We start from the raw sequence: 13,872 nt of genomic DNA, 5'->3' as shown, positions 1-13,872 counted from the left end.
ATTAAGAACAATGTTAACAGAAGCAGCACTCTACTATCGTCATTTTGATGGAACACTCCATCCTCTCAATTCTAGTGAAAAGAACTTACCCATCCTTTCTAGAGTAAATTTCGATGGCGAGTCTTATTATGTACCCCAAGGTACAGAAGTCAAGAGACAGAATGCTCTACGTAGCGTCAGCAATATTCTCAAACTAACACAAGACAACAGTTCTAAAGAGGCTCTTCGCAAGTGGGTAGCTAGAGTCGGACAGAAAGAAGCTAAACGTATTCGAGATGAAGCAATTGGTGCAGGAAATGCTATTCATGCATATCTTCACTCCTACTTGACTGGAGGAAAAATCAAACCTGTTAGCAAGTCCTATGAATTTTATCTGGAAGCTCTGAATACATTATTGCCAAATTTTGGAGATACGCTTCTATCAGAACAATTTGTTGTGAGCTTCAAATATCAATACTTGGGGAAGATTGATCAGCTAGGTTTTTATCGGGAAAATCTAACTCTCAGTGATTTGAAAACATCTCTCAAGCCCAAGCTTTCTATAGATTGGGTTCAAGACAAAATTCTTCAATTGGCAGCTTATTATATTCCAATTGAAACTCTATATCCTGTTGAACAGGCAGTGTTGATTTATTTGATTCGTGATGGTTCTTATAATGAATTCCTTTTCACCCCACATCAGATGGAATTTTATAAGGAGCTTTGGCTTGAGCGATTATCTCAAGTCAATGAGATGACGAGTTCGGCTGCTTAGTGATCTATAGGTCTTGAGCGAAATAAGCAGTTGGATGAGTCTAAAGTGGTCAAAGCTGAGTTATTCTTTGCTCTGAGCGATCGCCTACTAAAAATACAACAGATTTCTCAATTAATCAGGGAATTACAGGCTCATAACAAAGGCGATCGCCATCAGTAATCTCCCAGTCTGTAGACGTAAGCGGGTCGAGGAGAACATAGATTGAGCATTGCATCATCCGCTGTCCAGAAGTCGGCAGACTCTGCCTTGGCACAGGCTAAGAAAACGGCATCATACAACGTAGGCATCTCGTATTGTTCAGCAAGTTGCCAAGCTTCGAGTCGCAGAATTTCGCTGTCGATGTAGTCAATCGGTAGGCTGATGTAGGCGGTGTAAAGTTGTTGGGCTTCAGTCGAAGTCAATAGCTTGACTCTCACTTTTTTACGAAGAACTGAACCCACCTCTGCCCAGGCAAAGCACGGTGCTACAAGTCTGGTTTGTTGAGTTAAGGCATTGGTGATTAAAGCGATCGCTTCTGATGTTTGTTCATCTGGGCAGAGGTACTTCATCATCACACTGGTATCGATACACAGTGCCTCAGTCACGTCTACCTTCTCCTTCGCGCAGTTGACGAATCAACGGTACTGGATCGGGATGTACCCCAGTCCGCTGCTTGACTTGCTCTCGAATAGTTTGAATTTGTTCGTGGGCTAACCAAGCACTACGCCACTTCATTTCTTTTTCCAGGGCTTCAACGACTAAATCATTGAGAGATTCATTGTCTCGCTTCAATGCCCGGATTTTCTCAAGCAATTTTGCCGGGAAGCGAATTGTTAAGGCTTCACGTTCCATGATTACACTTTATGCAACCAATTTCTAATACCATATTATACAACCATTTTTACTTGGCTGGTAAACAATTCGCACAAGTAATATAGACTCAGGTTAGAGTGATTCTTTGCTGTGAGCGATCGCCCATTCAAAATACAACAGATTTCTCAATTAATCACGGACGATCGCGAATTATGTAGTCTATGAGTTGGTAGACGAGCAATGAGCTACCCTAAAAATATGACTGGTGAGACAATCCTGCTATGAGTGTCATAATTTCAGACGAAATCCTGCAAGCATCTGGGCTTACTAAGAGTGAGTTTCGCCAAGAGATTGCACTATACCTGTTCCAAACAGGTCGTTTAACACTGGGTTATGCCAGCCAACTAGCAGATATGCAACCAAACGACTTTCGTCAACTCCTGAAGCAGCGAAATATCCCTCTCTATTCCTACGACGTTGAAGACTTTGAACTTGACTTGAAGAATCTGCGGGAGTTGGGACGGCTTTGAATGCCGATTTACTGTTGATTGATGAGCGTCGCGGTAGAGCAGAAGCCAATCGTTTGGGGTTAAGGATTACTGGGTTGCTGGGTATTTTGGTTGAGGCTAAACACCAAAATCTCATTGTTGCTATCAAGCCGTTAATGGATGCCCTGATTGCTACGTCCGAGTTTAGAGTATCTTCATCTCTATACAATCAGATTTTAGAGATGGTGGATGAAGCATGATGTTCAAGGAGGTTGAGGGTTGAGGGCGAACGCTATCCCACCCACCACCGCACCCAGCGCTTGTAAAGTCAAAATCGTCGCTTCTGTCAACCCTTTCACACCAGTAATATTCATCCCCTCGTAAAGTCTTTTTGCTCTCAACATTCTTACACATTCCCCCGTCTCCGCATCCCAAACCCTCACCGTCTGGTCTTGGGAACCACTGGCAACAAATTGCCCATCTGGACTAAAAGCCACGGCAGACACCAAATGCGTATGTCCTACACAGATATGACGACATTCCCCAGTTTTCACATCCCAAATTCTCACTGTTTGGTCATGGGAAGCACTAGCAAGAATCTGCCCATCAGGACTATAAGCTATAGAAAAAACCCAGTTGGTATGTCCTGTGAGAATTCTCAGACATTTCCCTGTCTGCCAATCCCAAAGTTTAATTGTTTGGTCTGTGCTGCAAGTTGCTAAAATCTGATGATCTGGACTAAATATCGCAGCGTAAATCCTGGCATCATGAGCTGCTAAATTTTGCAGAAGACCAGTTTCACAATTCCACAATCTCACAGTTTGGTCTACACTGGCACTAGCGAAAATTTTTCCGTCTGGACTAAAGGCGATCGCAAAAATTTTATCGCGATGACCAGTAAAAGTTTGCAGGCATTGCCCGGTGTGCCAGTTCCACAGTTTAATCGTACAATCAGCACTCCCACTAGCAACGATATTACCTTGGGGGTGAAAAGCCACAGTATAAGCCCAGTCTGTGTGTCCTTGTAAAATTTGTAAACATCGCCCTGTGTTCACATTCCACAATCGCACTGTGGCATCAGTACTAGCACTAGCTAATATATCTCCATTGGGATGAAAAGCCAGCCCGTAAATAAAATCTGTATGTCCTTCTAGGCTGACAAGACATTTGCTTGTTTGCCAGTCCCATAGTTTCACAGTTTTGTCATTACTACCACTAGCAATAATTTGCCCATTGGGACTGAATATAACAGGCAGCGCCCAATCTGTATTACCGTACCAAGTTTTTAAACATTGTCCATTGCGATAATCCCATAACCGCATGGTTTGGTCTAAGCTGACACAAGCGATGGTTTGATTATCTGGACTGAAAGCAACACAACAAACTTCATTGGTTTGTCTGTGTAGTGTTTTAATACAAGTGTGGGTATGACAGTCCCAAAGTTTAACAGTATAGTCACCACTACCACTAACAAGTATTTCACCTTGGGGACTAAAAGCAACTGTATAGACGCTGTTGGTGTGTCCTGTGTAAGTTTTAATGCATTTACCAGTATGATAATTCCAGAGTTTGATTGTGCGATCGCCACTCCCACTCGCTAAAGTTTGCCCATCCGGATTAAACGCTACTGAACGTACCCAACCTTGATGTTCAGTCAAAGTTTTCCAGCATTCACCTTCACTTACATCCCATAGCTTAATTGTGTGGTCAGCACTACCACTAGCCAAAGTTTGTCCATCGGGACTAAAAGCAACGCAACGTACCCAATCTGTATGCCCAGTCAGCGTTTTCAGGCAAATACCATCGCGGATATTCCAGAGTTTAATTGTGCGATCGCCACTAGCACTAGCTAAGATTTTACCAACTCCTTCAGAGAAGGCTTCGCCTACAGGACTAAATGCTACAGAAAATGTCTCATGAGCATGTCCAATTAACGTTTTTATACACACACCATCAGCAACATTCCAAAGTTTAATTGTGTGGTCAGCACCACAACTTGCTAAAATTTCCCCATCTGGACTAAAGGTTACAAAGCGCACCCAGTTTGTATGACCTTGACAAATCAACAATAATTTTCCTGATTTCACTTCCCACAGACGCACATGACAATCAGTGTCACAAGTCGCCAATAACTCACCATCTGGGCTAAAGGCAGCAAATAAAATATTACCTAAAATTTCCGTAAAAACACAGTGAGATAAATCTGAATTAGAAAAATTGACATCATGCAAGTTTACGCCTTGAAGGTATGCTTGCCAAAGTGTTAAACCCGAAAAATCAAAGCCACTGATATCAATCTGTGCCTGGTGTAATAAATTCAGAGTATTTCCTGCTGCGTACCCCGTTTGTTTGGGTGTTTGTCCGCGTAAATTTGAGAGAATTTGATTAAGATTACAGGAAATATTTTCAGAACTACCAAGCTGTGTAGTCAATTCGTTGATAATAGGTTGCAAAATCAGGTTTATCTGTGTCTCCCGTACATAATCTTTGGCTAAAGCTTTAATTAATGCATGACTTGCAAACAGAGAAATTTCTTGAGTAACTATTTCCTCAGATAGCCTCTCAATTATCTGGTTAATGACATACTCCATCACAACAGGTTGCTGAGTAAAGCCACCAGCACTTTTTTCGATAAAAGAACGTCTTTGTAAAGACGAAAGAGACTCTAGCAACTCACGCGGTGGAATATGGGTAACGAAATCTGTTTGTAATTCTGATAATGAAACTCTTTCGCGGTTGATTGCAATCCAAAACATAATTTCTCGTTCCAACGTAGTGAGACGATGGAACTGTTGGTCAAGTAAGTCGCGAATATCATCAAATATAAATGCACCTTGCTGGGAAATTTCCAGAAATTGCGAAATACTACCATCAAAAAAGTCGCGAATAGAAGAAGCGACAATCTTCAACGCTAGGGGATTTCCACCATAACGCGAAATCAAAGCTTGCCATTGAGCATCCGAGCCTGTGAATTTTCCTTTAACATTAAATAATGAGCGTCCTTCTGTCTCTGCTAAACCTGTAAGTTGCAGAGAACGCACAGGTAAACTTTCTCCTTCAAATCTTGCGAGTCCTTGTGGTTTCTCTCGCGAAGTTAAAATTAAACAACTTTGGTGCGAAGTTTCCGCCACACATCGCAAAAGTTCACCATACCCCTCGTATCCACTTCGATAACGACTAGTGCGATCGCCTGAGCGTAAAATTGACTCAGCATTATCCAGAATCAACAGACAACGCGACGAACGTAAATATTTTAGTAACAGCGAAATTCTGCCTTCTAAGTTAGCTGGTAAATTTGTTTCCTGTTGTCTGGATAAAAATTGAATCAACTCAGCCAAAATATCTTCAATTGGAGGAGCATTACGAAGACTCCGCCAAATAACAGACGCTACATTTTGCGTCTCTACAAAGATTTGTTGCGCTAGCTTGACAGCCAAAGAGGTTTTACCAATTCCACCCATACCCAGTAGCGTCACCAAGCGGCAATTTTCTTGTACAATCCAGCGTTGAACTGTGTTTAATTCTTCTGCACGTCCATAAAAAATTGAGACATCAGGCGCTTCACCCCAGTCTGCGTGAGGATGAGAGGAAGACGCGGGGAATAACTGTTGACTCTTGACTCTTGACTCTTGACCCTTGACTTTTGACTCCTTCTGTGAAACTTCTTCCCAATTCACCCCCAAAACTTGGCAGTAAGCTTTAAACGCCTCAGCGTTAATAGGGTGTTTTCCTGCTAAGAAGCGCTTCCAAGTTCCTTCTGAGATACCATTCGCCAGAACCCCTTGTTCTTGCCAATAAACTCCTAAAACTTCACTAGCTGACTGAATCCATCTAAAATCATCGACAGACCACTCCTTTGCAATTCTGGCTTGCTTAATTTTTGCTAGTCCCTGTTGAGAAGCTTTGAGAGTAGCCACGATTTTTTAAGTGTGTTCACCTGAGTATGAATAGAAATTGCTGAGAATCACCTCAACTTTCTAGGTATAAATATTGCAGAACCAGAATGTCATTTGCAATAACATATTAATAAATATTCGCCAAGATCAGTTTTGATTGTGCTGAATTTTTGCCAAACTGATCTTGAGCAATTCAGGTTATGTAATGAAATATTAAGAAATGACGTTACTGAATTACTGACTCATCCAAAATCTAAAATTCCAATGTCTTTCCATTCTGGAGAAATCGCCGTCCAAACCCAGGCGGGGGTGAGAGAAGAGGCGCAGCGTCTGTGTAGTCTCATCAGCAGTGTTATTAAACCAGCTGCTCAAGAATTCTTGCGTAGCCAGCAATTGGCTATTGCGAGTACAGTTGATGCAAAAGGTAGAGTTTGGGCATCGTTGCTTACAGGAGAACCCGGTTTTGTGCAAGTGTTAAACCAGCAGACTTTACAGATTGATGGGTTTTTCTTAGCAAGCGATTTGTTACATCAAAACCTGGGTGATAATCCACAAATCGGTTTACTTGTAATTGATTTGGTAAATCGTAGGCGCTTGCGTCTCAATGGTAAAGCCGAAATTCAGTCAAGAGGAAAGATAAACGTCAGTATTGAGCAAGCGTTTTTTAATTGTCCTAAGTATATTCAAGTGCGTCACTTAGAAACAGGAACAACAGAATCTCTAGAAAACCCTGTAATCTTTACTAGAGAGGCTTTGAATGAGAAGGACAAACACTCGATTACCCAAGCCGATACTTTTTTCATTGCCAGTTCCCATTCGGAAGTTGGTACAGATGCATCACATCGAGGCGGATATCCGGGATTTGTGCAAGTTTTAAATAGTAACAAGCTGGTGTTTCCCGATTACGCTGGTAACAATATGTTTCAAACCTTCGGCAACTTGGCTGTGAATCCTAATGCTGGTTTATTGTTTATTGATTTTGAACAAGGATATACTCTGCAATTAACTGGAAAAGCAAAAGTAATTTGGGATGCAGAACGCTTAAGTAGTTTTGCAGGGGCGCAGCGTTTAGTTGAGTTTGAGGTAGACCAAATTTTGGAAACCCAAAATGCTACTCCCTTGCGCTGGCGATTTGGGGAATATTCGCCAGTGAATCCTGGCTAAAAAGCAGAAATATACTGAATAATATAATTGTTCGTTTCTCAAAATTTAGAGTGCCAGCAAAAGATATCTATCATGACAGTGTTAGAAATGCCTTAATCAAAGACTTGTAGACAATTACTCATGATCCTATGACACTGAGAGTTGGTAAAAGAGACTTGTTTATAGACTTGGGTGCAGAGAAAATTTTGGCTGCGGAAAAAGATGGTCGCAAAATTGCTGTTGAAATTAAAAGTTTTGTGGGTGCATCTGAAATTGAAGACCTCAAAAATGCAGTAGGACAATATATTATTTATCAGAATTCTCTGGAACTAGCCCAGCCAGATAGAGAATTATATCTTGCTATCCGCCAGAATGTTTATAATGAGCTATTTGAAGAAGTTATTGGTAAGACTTTGTTGGAAAAAAGATTGATTAAACTGATTATTTTTGACCCCAAAGCTGAGGTGATTTTAAAATGGATAAATTAGATAAATATCGTCAAATTATCCGGTAAGTTCTTAAACAATATGTGAATATTTCCTATGCAAATGCTGACATCGAAAATCAAGCTGTTTTTGACCCGGAGACAGACCAATATTTAATTGTTTCTGTTGGTTGGGATAAGGATGGTCGCATTCACGGATGTCTAATTCACGTCAGTATTATTAATAGCAAAGTTTGGGTACAAAGAGATGGGACAGAAGATGGAATTACTAATGAATTAGTCCAAGCTGGTATTTCTAAAGATGATATTGTGTTGGGCTTTCATGAGCCGGAAGTTAGACCTTATACAGGCTTTGCTGTGGCTTAGTTTTAAGAAAATTGGCTTTCAACATCTCTTGATTGATGTAAGACTCGGACGATTTCAATCCCATCAGAAATTTTGGTATAAAACACCACATAAGGTTGGACTGGAAAGCTTCTGAGTTCCTTGAGTAAATCATCTCGCTTTCTGCCCATATCAGGAAACTGAGCAAGCATTGGAAACCGATTTAGAATTTGAGCTATCTGTTGATCAGCTACAAGTTGATCCTGTTGAGAGAGGTAAGTCCAGATATCTTCCAAGTCTTGTTCGGCTTGCTGGGAAAGTCTGTAGCGATTCATTAAGCGCGCTCCTGGCGCAGCTTACGCTGTCCCCGTACCTTGATATTTTCCAACAAACTGGGTAAAGATTCATCATCGTATTCGGTGTACTCGCCATTCTTGAGTTGTTCGGCTCCAATTGCAATATCGCGCTGTAATGCTTCTAACTTCAGCTTTCGCAGTTCTTCCTCAGTACGCTCAAGCCTATCTATCATTTCCTGAAAAGTACTTGCATCCTGAATCACGACTTCTGCTTTGCCATTGACGGTAAGAACAAGGGGTGATTTAGTCGTCTTGATGCGCTCTAGGAATTGCTTAACGTTGCGCTTGAAGTCTGTCAGAGAGTGAATATTCTCCAGATTAATCATAAATTAAATATTGAATTAAAGGCTCAATTAAGTCTTAATTCAATACTATCAAAATTACTACTGCGTTGATATCGTAAATTGAAGCGATCGCTCATTTAAATACACAAACACATATTTTCGTCAAGACCAGTTTTTCAAGTTATTCTTCGCCGCAAAACTGATCTTTCGCATTCCAGTGCGATCGCGCCATTCTAAGAAATGGAACAGTTAGGAGAATACTCCCACGCTCAGTAGGCTCCCAACGCTGGCGAGGTGTCTTATGTCTAAAATTATTGCTATTCATTCTTTTCGGGGCGGAACTGGTAAATCTAACTTAACAGCAAATTTAGCAGTGGCGATCGCCCAAAAGGGAAACCGAGTTGCAGTCGTGGATACTGACCTTAAGTCTCCAGGTATTCATAACCTGTTTCACACTGATCAGATTGTTATTAAAAATACTTTAAATGATTATTTGTGGCATCGTAGTGTTATTTGTGAAACGGCTTGCGATATTAGCTCTCATGTGAGGGTAGAAGGCAAAGGTAAACTTTTCCTCATTCCCTCTAGTGTAAGTGCTGATGAAATTGCCAGAATTGAGTATGAAGGATACAACGTTAGTCTACTCAATAGTGGATTTCGACAATTAATCGCAGAACTAAATTTAGACTACCTATTTATTGATACTCACCCTGGTCTGAGTCGAGAAACTTTATTATCTATCGCTATTTCTGATCTATTGTTGGTGATCATGCGCCCAGATTGCCAAGACTTTGAGGGAACAGCAGTTACAATCGATGTTGCTCGTCAGATCAAAGTCCGTAACATGATGCTAGTCGTTAATAAAACACCAATAAAGACGGACTTACCAGCACTACAACAAAAAGTAGAAAAAACTTATAACATATCCCTAGCAGGGATCTTGCCACTGTCAGAAGATATGGTGCAACTAGGTAGTTGTGGTTTGTTTTGTTTGCAATATCCCAATCATCCTTTAACTGGGATGTTTAAACAGATTGCAGAAAAAGCAATTATGGAAATTTGCCAACTGGTATAAGTGAAGACAAATGGCTGATAGTATTGGAGAGCAAATTATACCTTTTGAACTAGCCTTAAAGGTAGCAAATGCGGCTGTTTTTGCCAAGAACTCTAGACACTTGAGAAACATTGAAGTTGCTGTTTTACGAGGAGCTTGGCTAGGTCAAAAATATGACCAAATTGCACTAGAGAGTGGTTATACTCCTGAATACATAAAACATGATGTTGGACCAAAACTGTGGCATATCCTTTCATCTAGCCTGGGAGAGAAAGTCAATAAAACTAATTTTATGGCGGTTTTGGCACAGCGAGCTATTCAGGAAGAGGATACGGGGAAACGGGACAACAGAGATAGGGAGATTATTCTTGAGAGATTCGCCGTGTCACCACGTCTTCCCATCTCCATATCTTCTTCAAAATTAGAACCACCGATTGGACTGGTAGTGTTGAACTCTGCTTTTTACGTAGAACGTCCTCCCGCAGAATCACGTTGTTATGAAGAAATTACTCGATCAGGAGCGCTAATCCGCATCAAAGCGCCTAGTCAAATGGGTAAAACTTCTCTAATGGTGAGAATTCTCGCTCATGCGAAAAAACAGAATTTTGATAGCGACGATGGACTGGAAGTACATACTGTAGCCCTGAGTTTACAGCAAGCAGATCGATTAGCCTTCACTGACTTGGATCGGTTCTTACGTTGGTTCTGTGCATCTATTACTCGCAAGCTCCACTTGCCTCATAGAGTAGAGGATTATTGGAGTGAAACATTTGGTAGCAAGAGCAACTGTACAGCTTACTTTGAAGACTGTTTGCTACCAGATATAAATGGTGTTTTAGTTTTAGCTTTGGATCAACTTGATGAAGTATTCTTGCATCCAGAAATTGCCGATGATTTCTTTACGTTGTTGCGATCGTGGTACGAAGAGGCAGCTTATGGAGATAGCGGCAATCCTCTATGGCAAAATCTACGCTTAATTATTGTTCATTCTACAGAGGTTTATATTCCTTTAGATATTAATAAGTCTCCTTTTAATGTAGGATTGGCAATTGAATTGCAAGCGTTTACAACCGAGCAAGTATTTGATTTGCTTTCATGTTATGGATTGAATCTATCAGAAAGTGAAATATCTGAGTTAATGGAACTTGTGGCAGGACATCCTTATTTAGTGCAACAAGCTTTTTATCACCTAGCACAGCATGATCTAACTCTCAATCAGCTAGTGCAAATGGCTGCTACAGATGCAGGAATTTATAGCAATCACCTGCATCGGCATTTACGAAATCTTCAAGAGCATCCTCAATTGGCAGCAGCATACGAGCAGGTTTTAAAGTCATCACAACCTGTAGAGTTAGAACAGCTTTTAGCATTTAAGCTACACAGTATGGGACTCGTTACTTTACGAGAGAATCAGGTGGCAATCAGTTGTGAATTATATCGACGGTATTTTGGGAGAGCTATGACAGTAGATGAGTTATAGACAGATAAAAAGCGTCTTTTCAAAAGAGCAACACCCAAATAAATTAGGCAAGGTAAATATTGTCCGCAATTTTTTGGGGTAATTTGGGGGTAAAGGAGTTTTGTAAAGCGTGAAAGTACTGATAAATGAAGGTTGAGAGAGGACTGAAAATCCTCGTGTCACCGGTTCAAGTCCGGTTCCTGGCATACAAAATCAAACCCCTTGAAATTCAACCATTTCAAGGGGTTTATGCTTTTTCACCCGTGTAAAATAGAGGACAAATGTTCTAGTCTTTATGTCAATTTTGGTTGTTTTTGGATACCTTTAGATACAAAAGTGGTGTAAAAATGGTGTAATGTAAAGATTACTACTAGGTTCTATGGCTCTTTTAGCCAACAGCAAAAAACGTGCTGGATTTCTAGAAAAACTTAAGGGTCTACTGAATTTTACTCATCACTTTGAGCGCGGCTAAAAATTCTTGCTCAATATAGGGTTTTGTAAAGTAATTAGTTGCTCCTAATTGCATTGCTAACTGGCGATGTTTATTGGTGCTGCAAGTACTAAGCATAACGACTGGTATTTTTGTTAACAAAGGATTTTGCCGTCGATGACTGAGAAACTCAAAGCCATTCATATTAGGCATTTCAATATCACAGATCACTAATTGAATGCTTGGATTTTGCTGCAATTTTGCGATCGCCTCTTTTCCATCTTGTGCTTGTAAAACTTCGTAACCTGCTTTTTGCAGAGTCAGGGATATGAGATGTCGCACACTTTTGGCATCATCTACGACTAGAATAGTGGCCTTTTTGGCCTTTGTCATTGCTGATGTTATTCTATTGTCAACTACTGCTTTGCTAAATATTGCTTTGCCTGGTAAATTAGACACTTTAGCTGTGTGACTAATCATCTGGCTCAACAGAATATTAATATCAATGACTTGGAACAGGCGCTCTTTCCAAATGGTACAGCCACAGATATAACTAGGAAGCTCGATGTCCACTCCCAAAGGTTTAATAACTAACTCTGGCTCTGTGATTAGGTACTCCATCTGTGGTTCTAAAGCTAGAATTTGTTGACCTTTGCTGATTACTAACATGGGTTCTGGCTGATTTTTAGGCTCGTAAACCGCTGTTGTTTCTAGTACTGAATTGGTGTAGCTTAGTAGTTCTGAGAGTTGATAGGTTGGAATCATTTGTTCCCGCCAGTGCAAAAATCGCTTTTGTCTGGAGTCGATCATCTGATCAGCTTCCGGAATTAACATTTCTTCAACGCTGTCAGAGTTCAGGATAAAGACATGACAACCATTAGCCCAGACAAGTAGCTTAGAAGTTGCAAGTTTAAGTGGATGTGTAGAGCTATGGATGCGATCGCTTTTCAAAATTTCCTCATAAGCTGCACGCAAACCTGTTAAGGCAAGCTTACCAAGGGTTTGAGCTACTTGGGGGCTTGCTTGTAGGCTAGCTAGAGTCGTTTGAGCGATCGCGATCAACTCTGAGAATTGGAAGAATTCGCCCAACTCCAAAAACTCTTCTATCTCTGTTGTGAGTTGCTCAACTAATTCATCACCTTGAGAGTGAGCCAGAATCATTTCTAGGTGTTCTAACGCCTGAGCCACCTCTGTGGTGAACCTCATCTTGGAGACGGCTGTTTGAACAAAGTGCGGAAAAACGTTTTCTTTTATACCAAATTCCAGAACCATCACTGTGTTCCTATGTTTAAGTTAAGATGACACAAATGTTGAAATTAGTAGCAGGAAATTGTTGAACTAATTCACAGCCTGCGATGAGTCTTGAACAAATATCGCTAACTTGGCTAAGGACTCGGATACTGCTAGAGCTTGCTTTGAAGTTTGGCTAGCAATATCAGCAACTTCCAAAATAGATTGGTTTGCGGAGGTAGAAGTCTGTGCTTGGACAGTAGCAGTTTGAGCAATCTCTATTACCAGTGCTTGTATTTGGTCATTGACAGTGATAATTTGTTCAAATTGCTGTTGAGTTTTTTCTACCAATTCCATCCTACTGATTGCTTGTTCTGCTCCAGACTTCATCACAGCAACAACTTCATTGGTTTCTGTTTGAATTTCTACAATGAGTGGTTTGATTTTTGTCATATCCGAGTCTAGCTGCTGCACTAAAGAAAGTACTTTCTCCGCAATCACAGCAAATTTTTGACCTGGTTCTCCAGTGCGAGATGCTTCCAGTGCTGTATGCATCGCTTGGAGCTTGATTTGAGAGACAACGTTACTAATAAGACTTACGATCTCAGAAAGCTGTTGAGAAGGTTGATCAAGACACTGGGCTTTTTTGGTAGCTTTCACAAGTATTTCTTGCGTCGTAAAGATGCTATCTAAAATTTGGTTAATAGATTCATATTCATCCTTTACAATCTGAGTAAGTTGCTGTTCTTGAAATTCTACTTGTTGAGCAGAAGCAACCATTTTCTCAGCTGAATCAGTCAACATTTGAATTTGATTGTAGGTAGATGTAATAGACTCAACTTGGTTGATAGCAACCTCTGTTGAAAACGCTTGGACAACTGTTTCAGTACCTTTGAGCAATTCTGAAACTTGATTTTGGAGATTTTCTTGTTGTTGACGCTGCTGGAGAAAAATGTCTTCCGCAGCTTGGTATGCTTGATCTACCTGGTTAAGAACCCTCGCATGATCAAGAGCAAATCCAACTTGCATAGCAATCTGAGCAAACAAATCAATTTCAAATTGCTGCCAATTACGGGTACTAGAACACTGATGGGCAATTAATAAGCCAAATAGCTGGTCATCTTTAAGAATGGGTGCAACTAAATTGGCTTTGACAGCAAAGGGTTTGAGTTGGTTAATATGACAATCGGTTAAACCAGCTTCGTAAATATTGTTAG

Annotated in this window: 15 protein-coding genes and 1 pseudogene; 9 read left to right on the top strand and 7 right to left on the bottom strand. The window is 40.6% G+C overall.

Features of this window, described 5'->3' with window-relative positions:
* Positions 1-10: 10 nt before the first annotated feature.
* Both ACE1AT_RS02085 and ACE1AT_RS02080 read left to right on the top strand, forming a co-directional pair.
* Entirely contained in the window at positions 11-754 is a 744-nt protein-coding gene (locus ACE1AT_RS02085) for a hypothetical protein (protein ID WP_374865658.1), read from the top strand.
* Between the two features lie 30 nt (positions 755-784).
* Positions 785-913 carry a hypothetical protein gene (locus ACE1AT_RS02080; RefSeq protein WP_374865657.1) on the top strand — a complete coding sequence of 43 codons (129 nt, stop codon included), beginning with the start codon at positions 785-787 and terminating at the stop codon, positions 911-913.
* On the opposite strand, the gene ACE1AT_RS02075 is transcribed toward ACE1AT_RS02080, so the two are convergent.
* Positions 907-1,338, bottom strand: a complete 432-nt coding sequence (locus ACE1AT_RS02075) for a type II toxin-antitoxin system VapC family toxin (protein ID WP_374865656.1) — start codon at positions 1,336-1,338, stop codon at positions 907-909. The genes ACE1AT_RS02080 and ACE1AT_RS02075 overlap by 7 nt on opposite strands.
* Complete coding sequence (locus ACE1AT_RS02070) at positions 1,331-1,585, bottom strand: YlcI/YnfO family protein (protein WP_374865655.1); 255 nt, start codon at positions 1,583-1,585, stop codon at positions 1,331-1,333. The genes ACE1AT_RS02075 and ACE1AT_RS02070 overlap by 8 nt, the downstream gene beginning before the upstream one ends.
* Before the next feature lie 242 nt (positions 1,586-1,827).
* On the opposite strand from ACE1AT_RS02070, the gene ACE1AT_RS02065 reads away from it, so the two are divergent.
* Together ACE1AT_RS02065 and ACE1AT_RS02060 are read left to right on the top strand one after the other, a co-directional pair.
* Complete coding sequence (locus ACE1AT_RS02065; RefSeq protein WP_374865654.1) at positions 1,828-2,076, top strand: UPF0175 family protein; 249 nt, start codon at positions 1,828-1,830, stop codon at positions 2,074-2,076.
* Complete coding sequence (locus ACE1AT_RS02060) at positions 2,073-2,294, top strand: DUF3368 domain-containing protein (RefSeq protein WP_374865653.1); 222 nt, start codon at positions 2,073-2,075, stop codon at positions 2,292-2,294. Before ACE1AT_RS02065 ends, ACE1AT_RS02060 begins: the two co-directional genes overlap by 4 nt.
* A gap of 3 nt (positions 2,295-2,297) precedes the next feature.
* Here the strand turns inward: ACE1AT_RS02060 and ACE1AT_RS02055 are convergent, their stop codons facing one another.
* The gene (locus ACE1AT_RS02055) at positions 2,298-5,951 is read right to left on the bottom strand and encodes an NB-ARC domain-containing protein (RefSeq protein WP_374865652.1); all 3,654 of its coding nucleotides are present in this window, start codon (positions 5,949-5,951) and stop codon (positions 2,298-2,300) included.
* 243 nt (positions 5,952-6,194) lie between these two features.
* Here ACE1AT_RS02055 and ACE1AT_RS02050 point away from each other — a divergent pair, with 243 nt between their 5' ends.
* The 3 genes and pseudogenes from ACE1AT_RS02050 to ACE1AT_RS02040 all read left to right on the top strand — a co-directional run.
* The gene (locus ACE1AT_RS02050; protein ID WP_374865651.1) at positions 6,195-7,094 is read left to right on the top strand and encodes a pyridoxamine 5'-phosphate oxidase family protein; all 900 of its coding nucleotides are present in this window, start codon (positions 6,195-6,197) and stop codon (positions 7,092-7,094) included.
* Positions 7,095-7,207: 113 nt separating this feature from the next.
* Complete coding sequence (locus ACE1AT_RS02045; RefSeq protein ID WP_374865685.1) at positions 7,208-7,561, top strand: element excision factor XisH family protein; 354 nt, start codon at positions 7,208-7,210, stop codon at positions 7,559-7,561.
* A gap of 38 nt (positions 7,562-7,599) precedes the next feature.
* Positions 7,600-7,884: pseudogene (locus tag ACE1AT_RS02040) on the top strand (XisI protein); the annotation flags it as partial.
* 2 nt (positions 7,885-7,886) lie between these two features.
* Here ACE1AT_RS02040 and ACE1AT_RS02035 read toward each other — a convergent pair.
* A complete protein-coding gene (locus ACE1AT_RS02035; RefSeq protein ID WP_374865650.1) occupies positions 7,887-8,177 on the bottom strand; it encodes a type II toxin-antitoxin system RelE/ParE family toxin in 291 nt (96 codons plus the stop codon).
* Positions 8,177-8,524, bottom strand: a complete 348-nt coding sequence (locus ACE1AT_RS02030; protein WP_374865649.1) for a type II toxin-antitoxin system Phd/YefM family antitoxin — start codon at positions 8,522-8,524, stop codon at positions 8,177-8,179. Before ACE1AT_RS02030 ends, ACE1AT_RS02035 begins: the two co-directional genes overlap by 1 nt.
* Positions 8,525-8,783: 259 nt before the next feature.
* On the opposite strand from ACE1AT_RS02030, the gene ACE1AT_RS02025 reads away from it, so the two are divergent.
* On the top strand, positions 8,784-9,557 hold the full coding sequence (locus tag ACE1AT_RS02025) for a MinD/ParA family protein (protein ID WP_374865648.1): 774 nt from the start codon (positions 8,784-8,786) through the stop codon (positions 9,555-9,557).
* Between the two features lie 10 nt (positions 9,558-9,567).
* Complete coding sequence (locus tag ACE1AT_RS02020) at positions 9,568-11,016, top strand: AAA-like domain-containing protein (RefSeq protein ID WP_374865647.1); 1,449 nt, start codon at positions 9,568-9,570, stop codon at positions 11,014-11,016.
* Positions 11,017-11,431: 415 nt separating this feature from the next.
* On the opposite strand, the gene ACE1AT_RS02015 is transcribed toward ACE1AT_RS02020, so the two are convergent.
* Together ACE1AT_RS02015 and ACE1AT_RS02010 are read right to left on the bottom strand one after the other, a co-directional pair.
* Complete coding sequence (locus tag ACE1AT_RS02015) at positions 11,432-12,697, bottom strand: response regulator (RefSeq protein ID WP_374865646.1); 1,266 nt, start codon at positions 12,695-12,697, stop codon at positions 11,432-11,434.
* A 66-nt stretch (positions 12,698-12,763) separates the two neighbouring features.
* Positions 12,764-13,872: methyl-accepting chemotaxis protein (locus ACE1AT_RS02010; protein ID WP_374865645.1), on the bottom strand; the 1,109-nt coding region annotated here is incomplete at its 5' end.

Source organism: Pelatocladus sp. BLCC-F211 (assembly GCF_041928655.1).
Lineage (GTDB): Bacteria > Cyanobacteriota > Cyanobacteriia > Cyanobacteriales > Nostocaceae > Pelatocladus.
Note: the sequence above shows the minus strand (reverse complement) of the source record. Positions and strands in the feature narration are given on the sequence as shown.

Excerpts from the sequence above, each read along its gene's own strand:
- ACE1AT_RS02065 (WP_374865654.1), top strand. The coding sequence starts at position 1,828 with ATGAGTGTCATAATTTCAGACGAAATCCTGCAAGCATCTGGGCTTACT.
- ACE1AT_RS02070 (WP_374865655.1), bottom strand. The coding sequence starts at position 1,585 with ATGGAACGTGAAGCCTTAACAATTCGCTTCCCGGCAAAATTGCTTGAG.
- ACE1AT_RS02025 (WP_374865648.1), top strand. The coding sequence starts at position 8,784 with ATGTCTAAAATTATTGCTATTCATTCTTTTCGGGGCGGAACTGGTAAA.
- ACE1AT_RS02085 (WP_374865658.1), top strand. The coding sequence starts at position 11 with ATGTTAACAGAAGCAGCACTCTACTATCGTCATTTTGATGGAACACTC.
- ACE1AT_RS02050 (WP_374865651.1), top strand. The coding sequence starts at position 6,195 with ATGTCTTTCCATTCTGGAGAAATCGCCGTCCAAACCCAGGCGGGGGTG.
- ACE1AT_RS02015 (WP_374865646.1), bottom strand. The coding sequence starts at position 12,697 with ATGGTTCTGGAATTTGGTATAAAAGAAAACGTTTTTCCGCACTTTGTT.
- ACE1AT_RS02035 (WP_374865650.1), bottom strand. The coding sequence starts at position 8,177 with ATGAATCGCTACAGACTTTCCCAGCAAGCCGAACAAGACTTGGAAGAT.
- ACE1AT_RS02020 (WP_374865647.1), top strand. The coding sequence starts at position 9,568 with ATGGCTGATAGTATTGGAGAGCAAATTATACCTTTTGAACTAGCCTTA.
- ACE1AT_RS02030 (WP_374865649.1), bottom strand. The coding sequence starts at position 8,524 with ATGATTAATCTGGAGAATATTCACTCTCTGACAGACTTCAAGCGCAAC.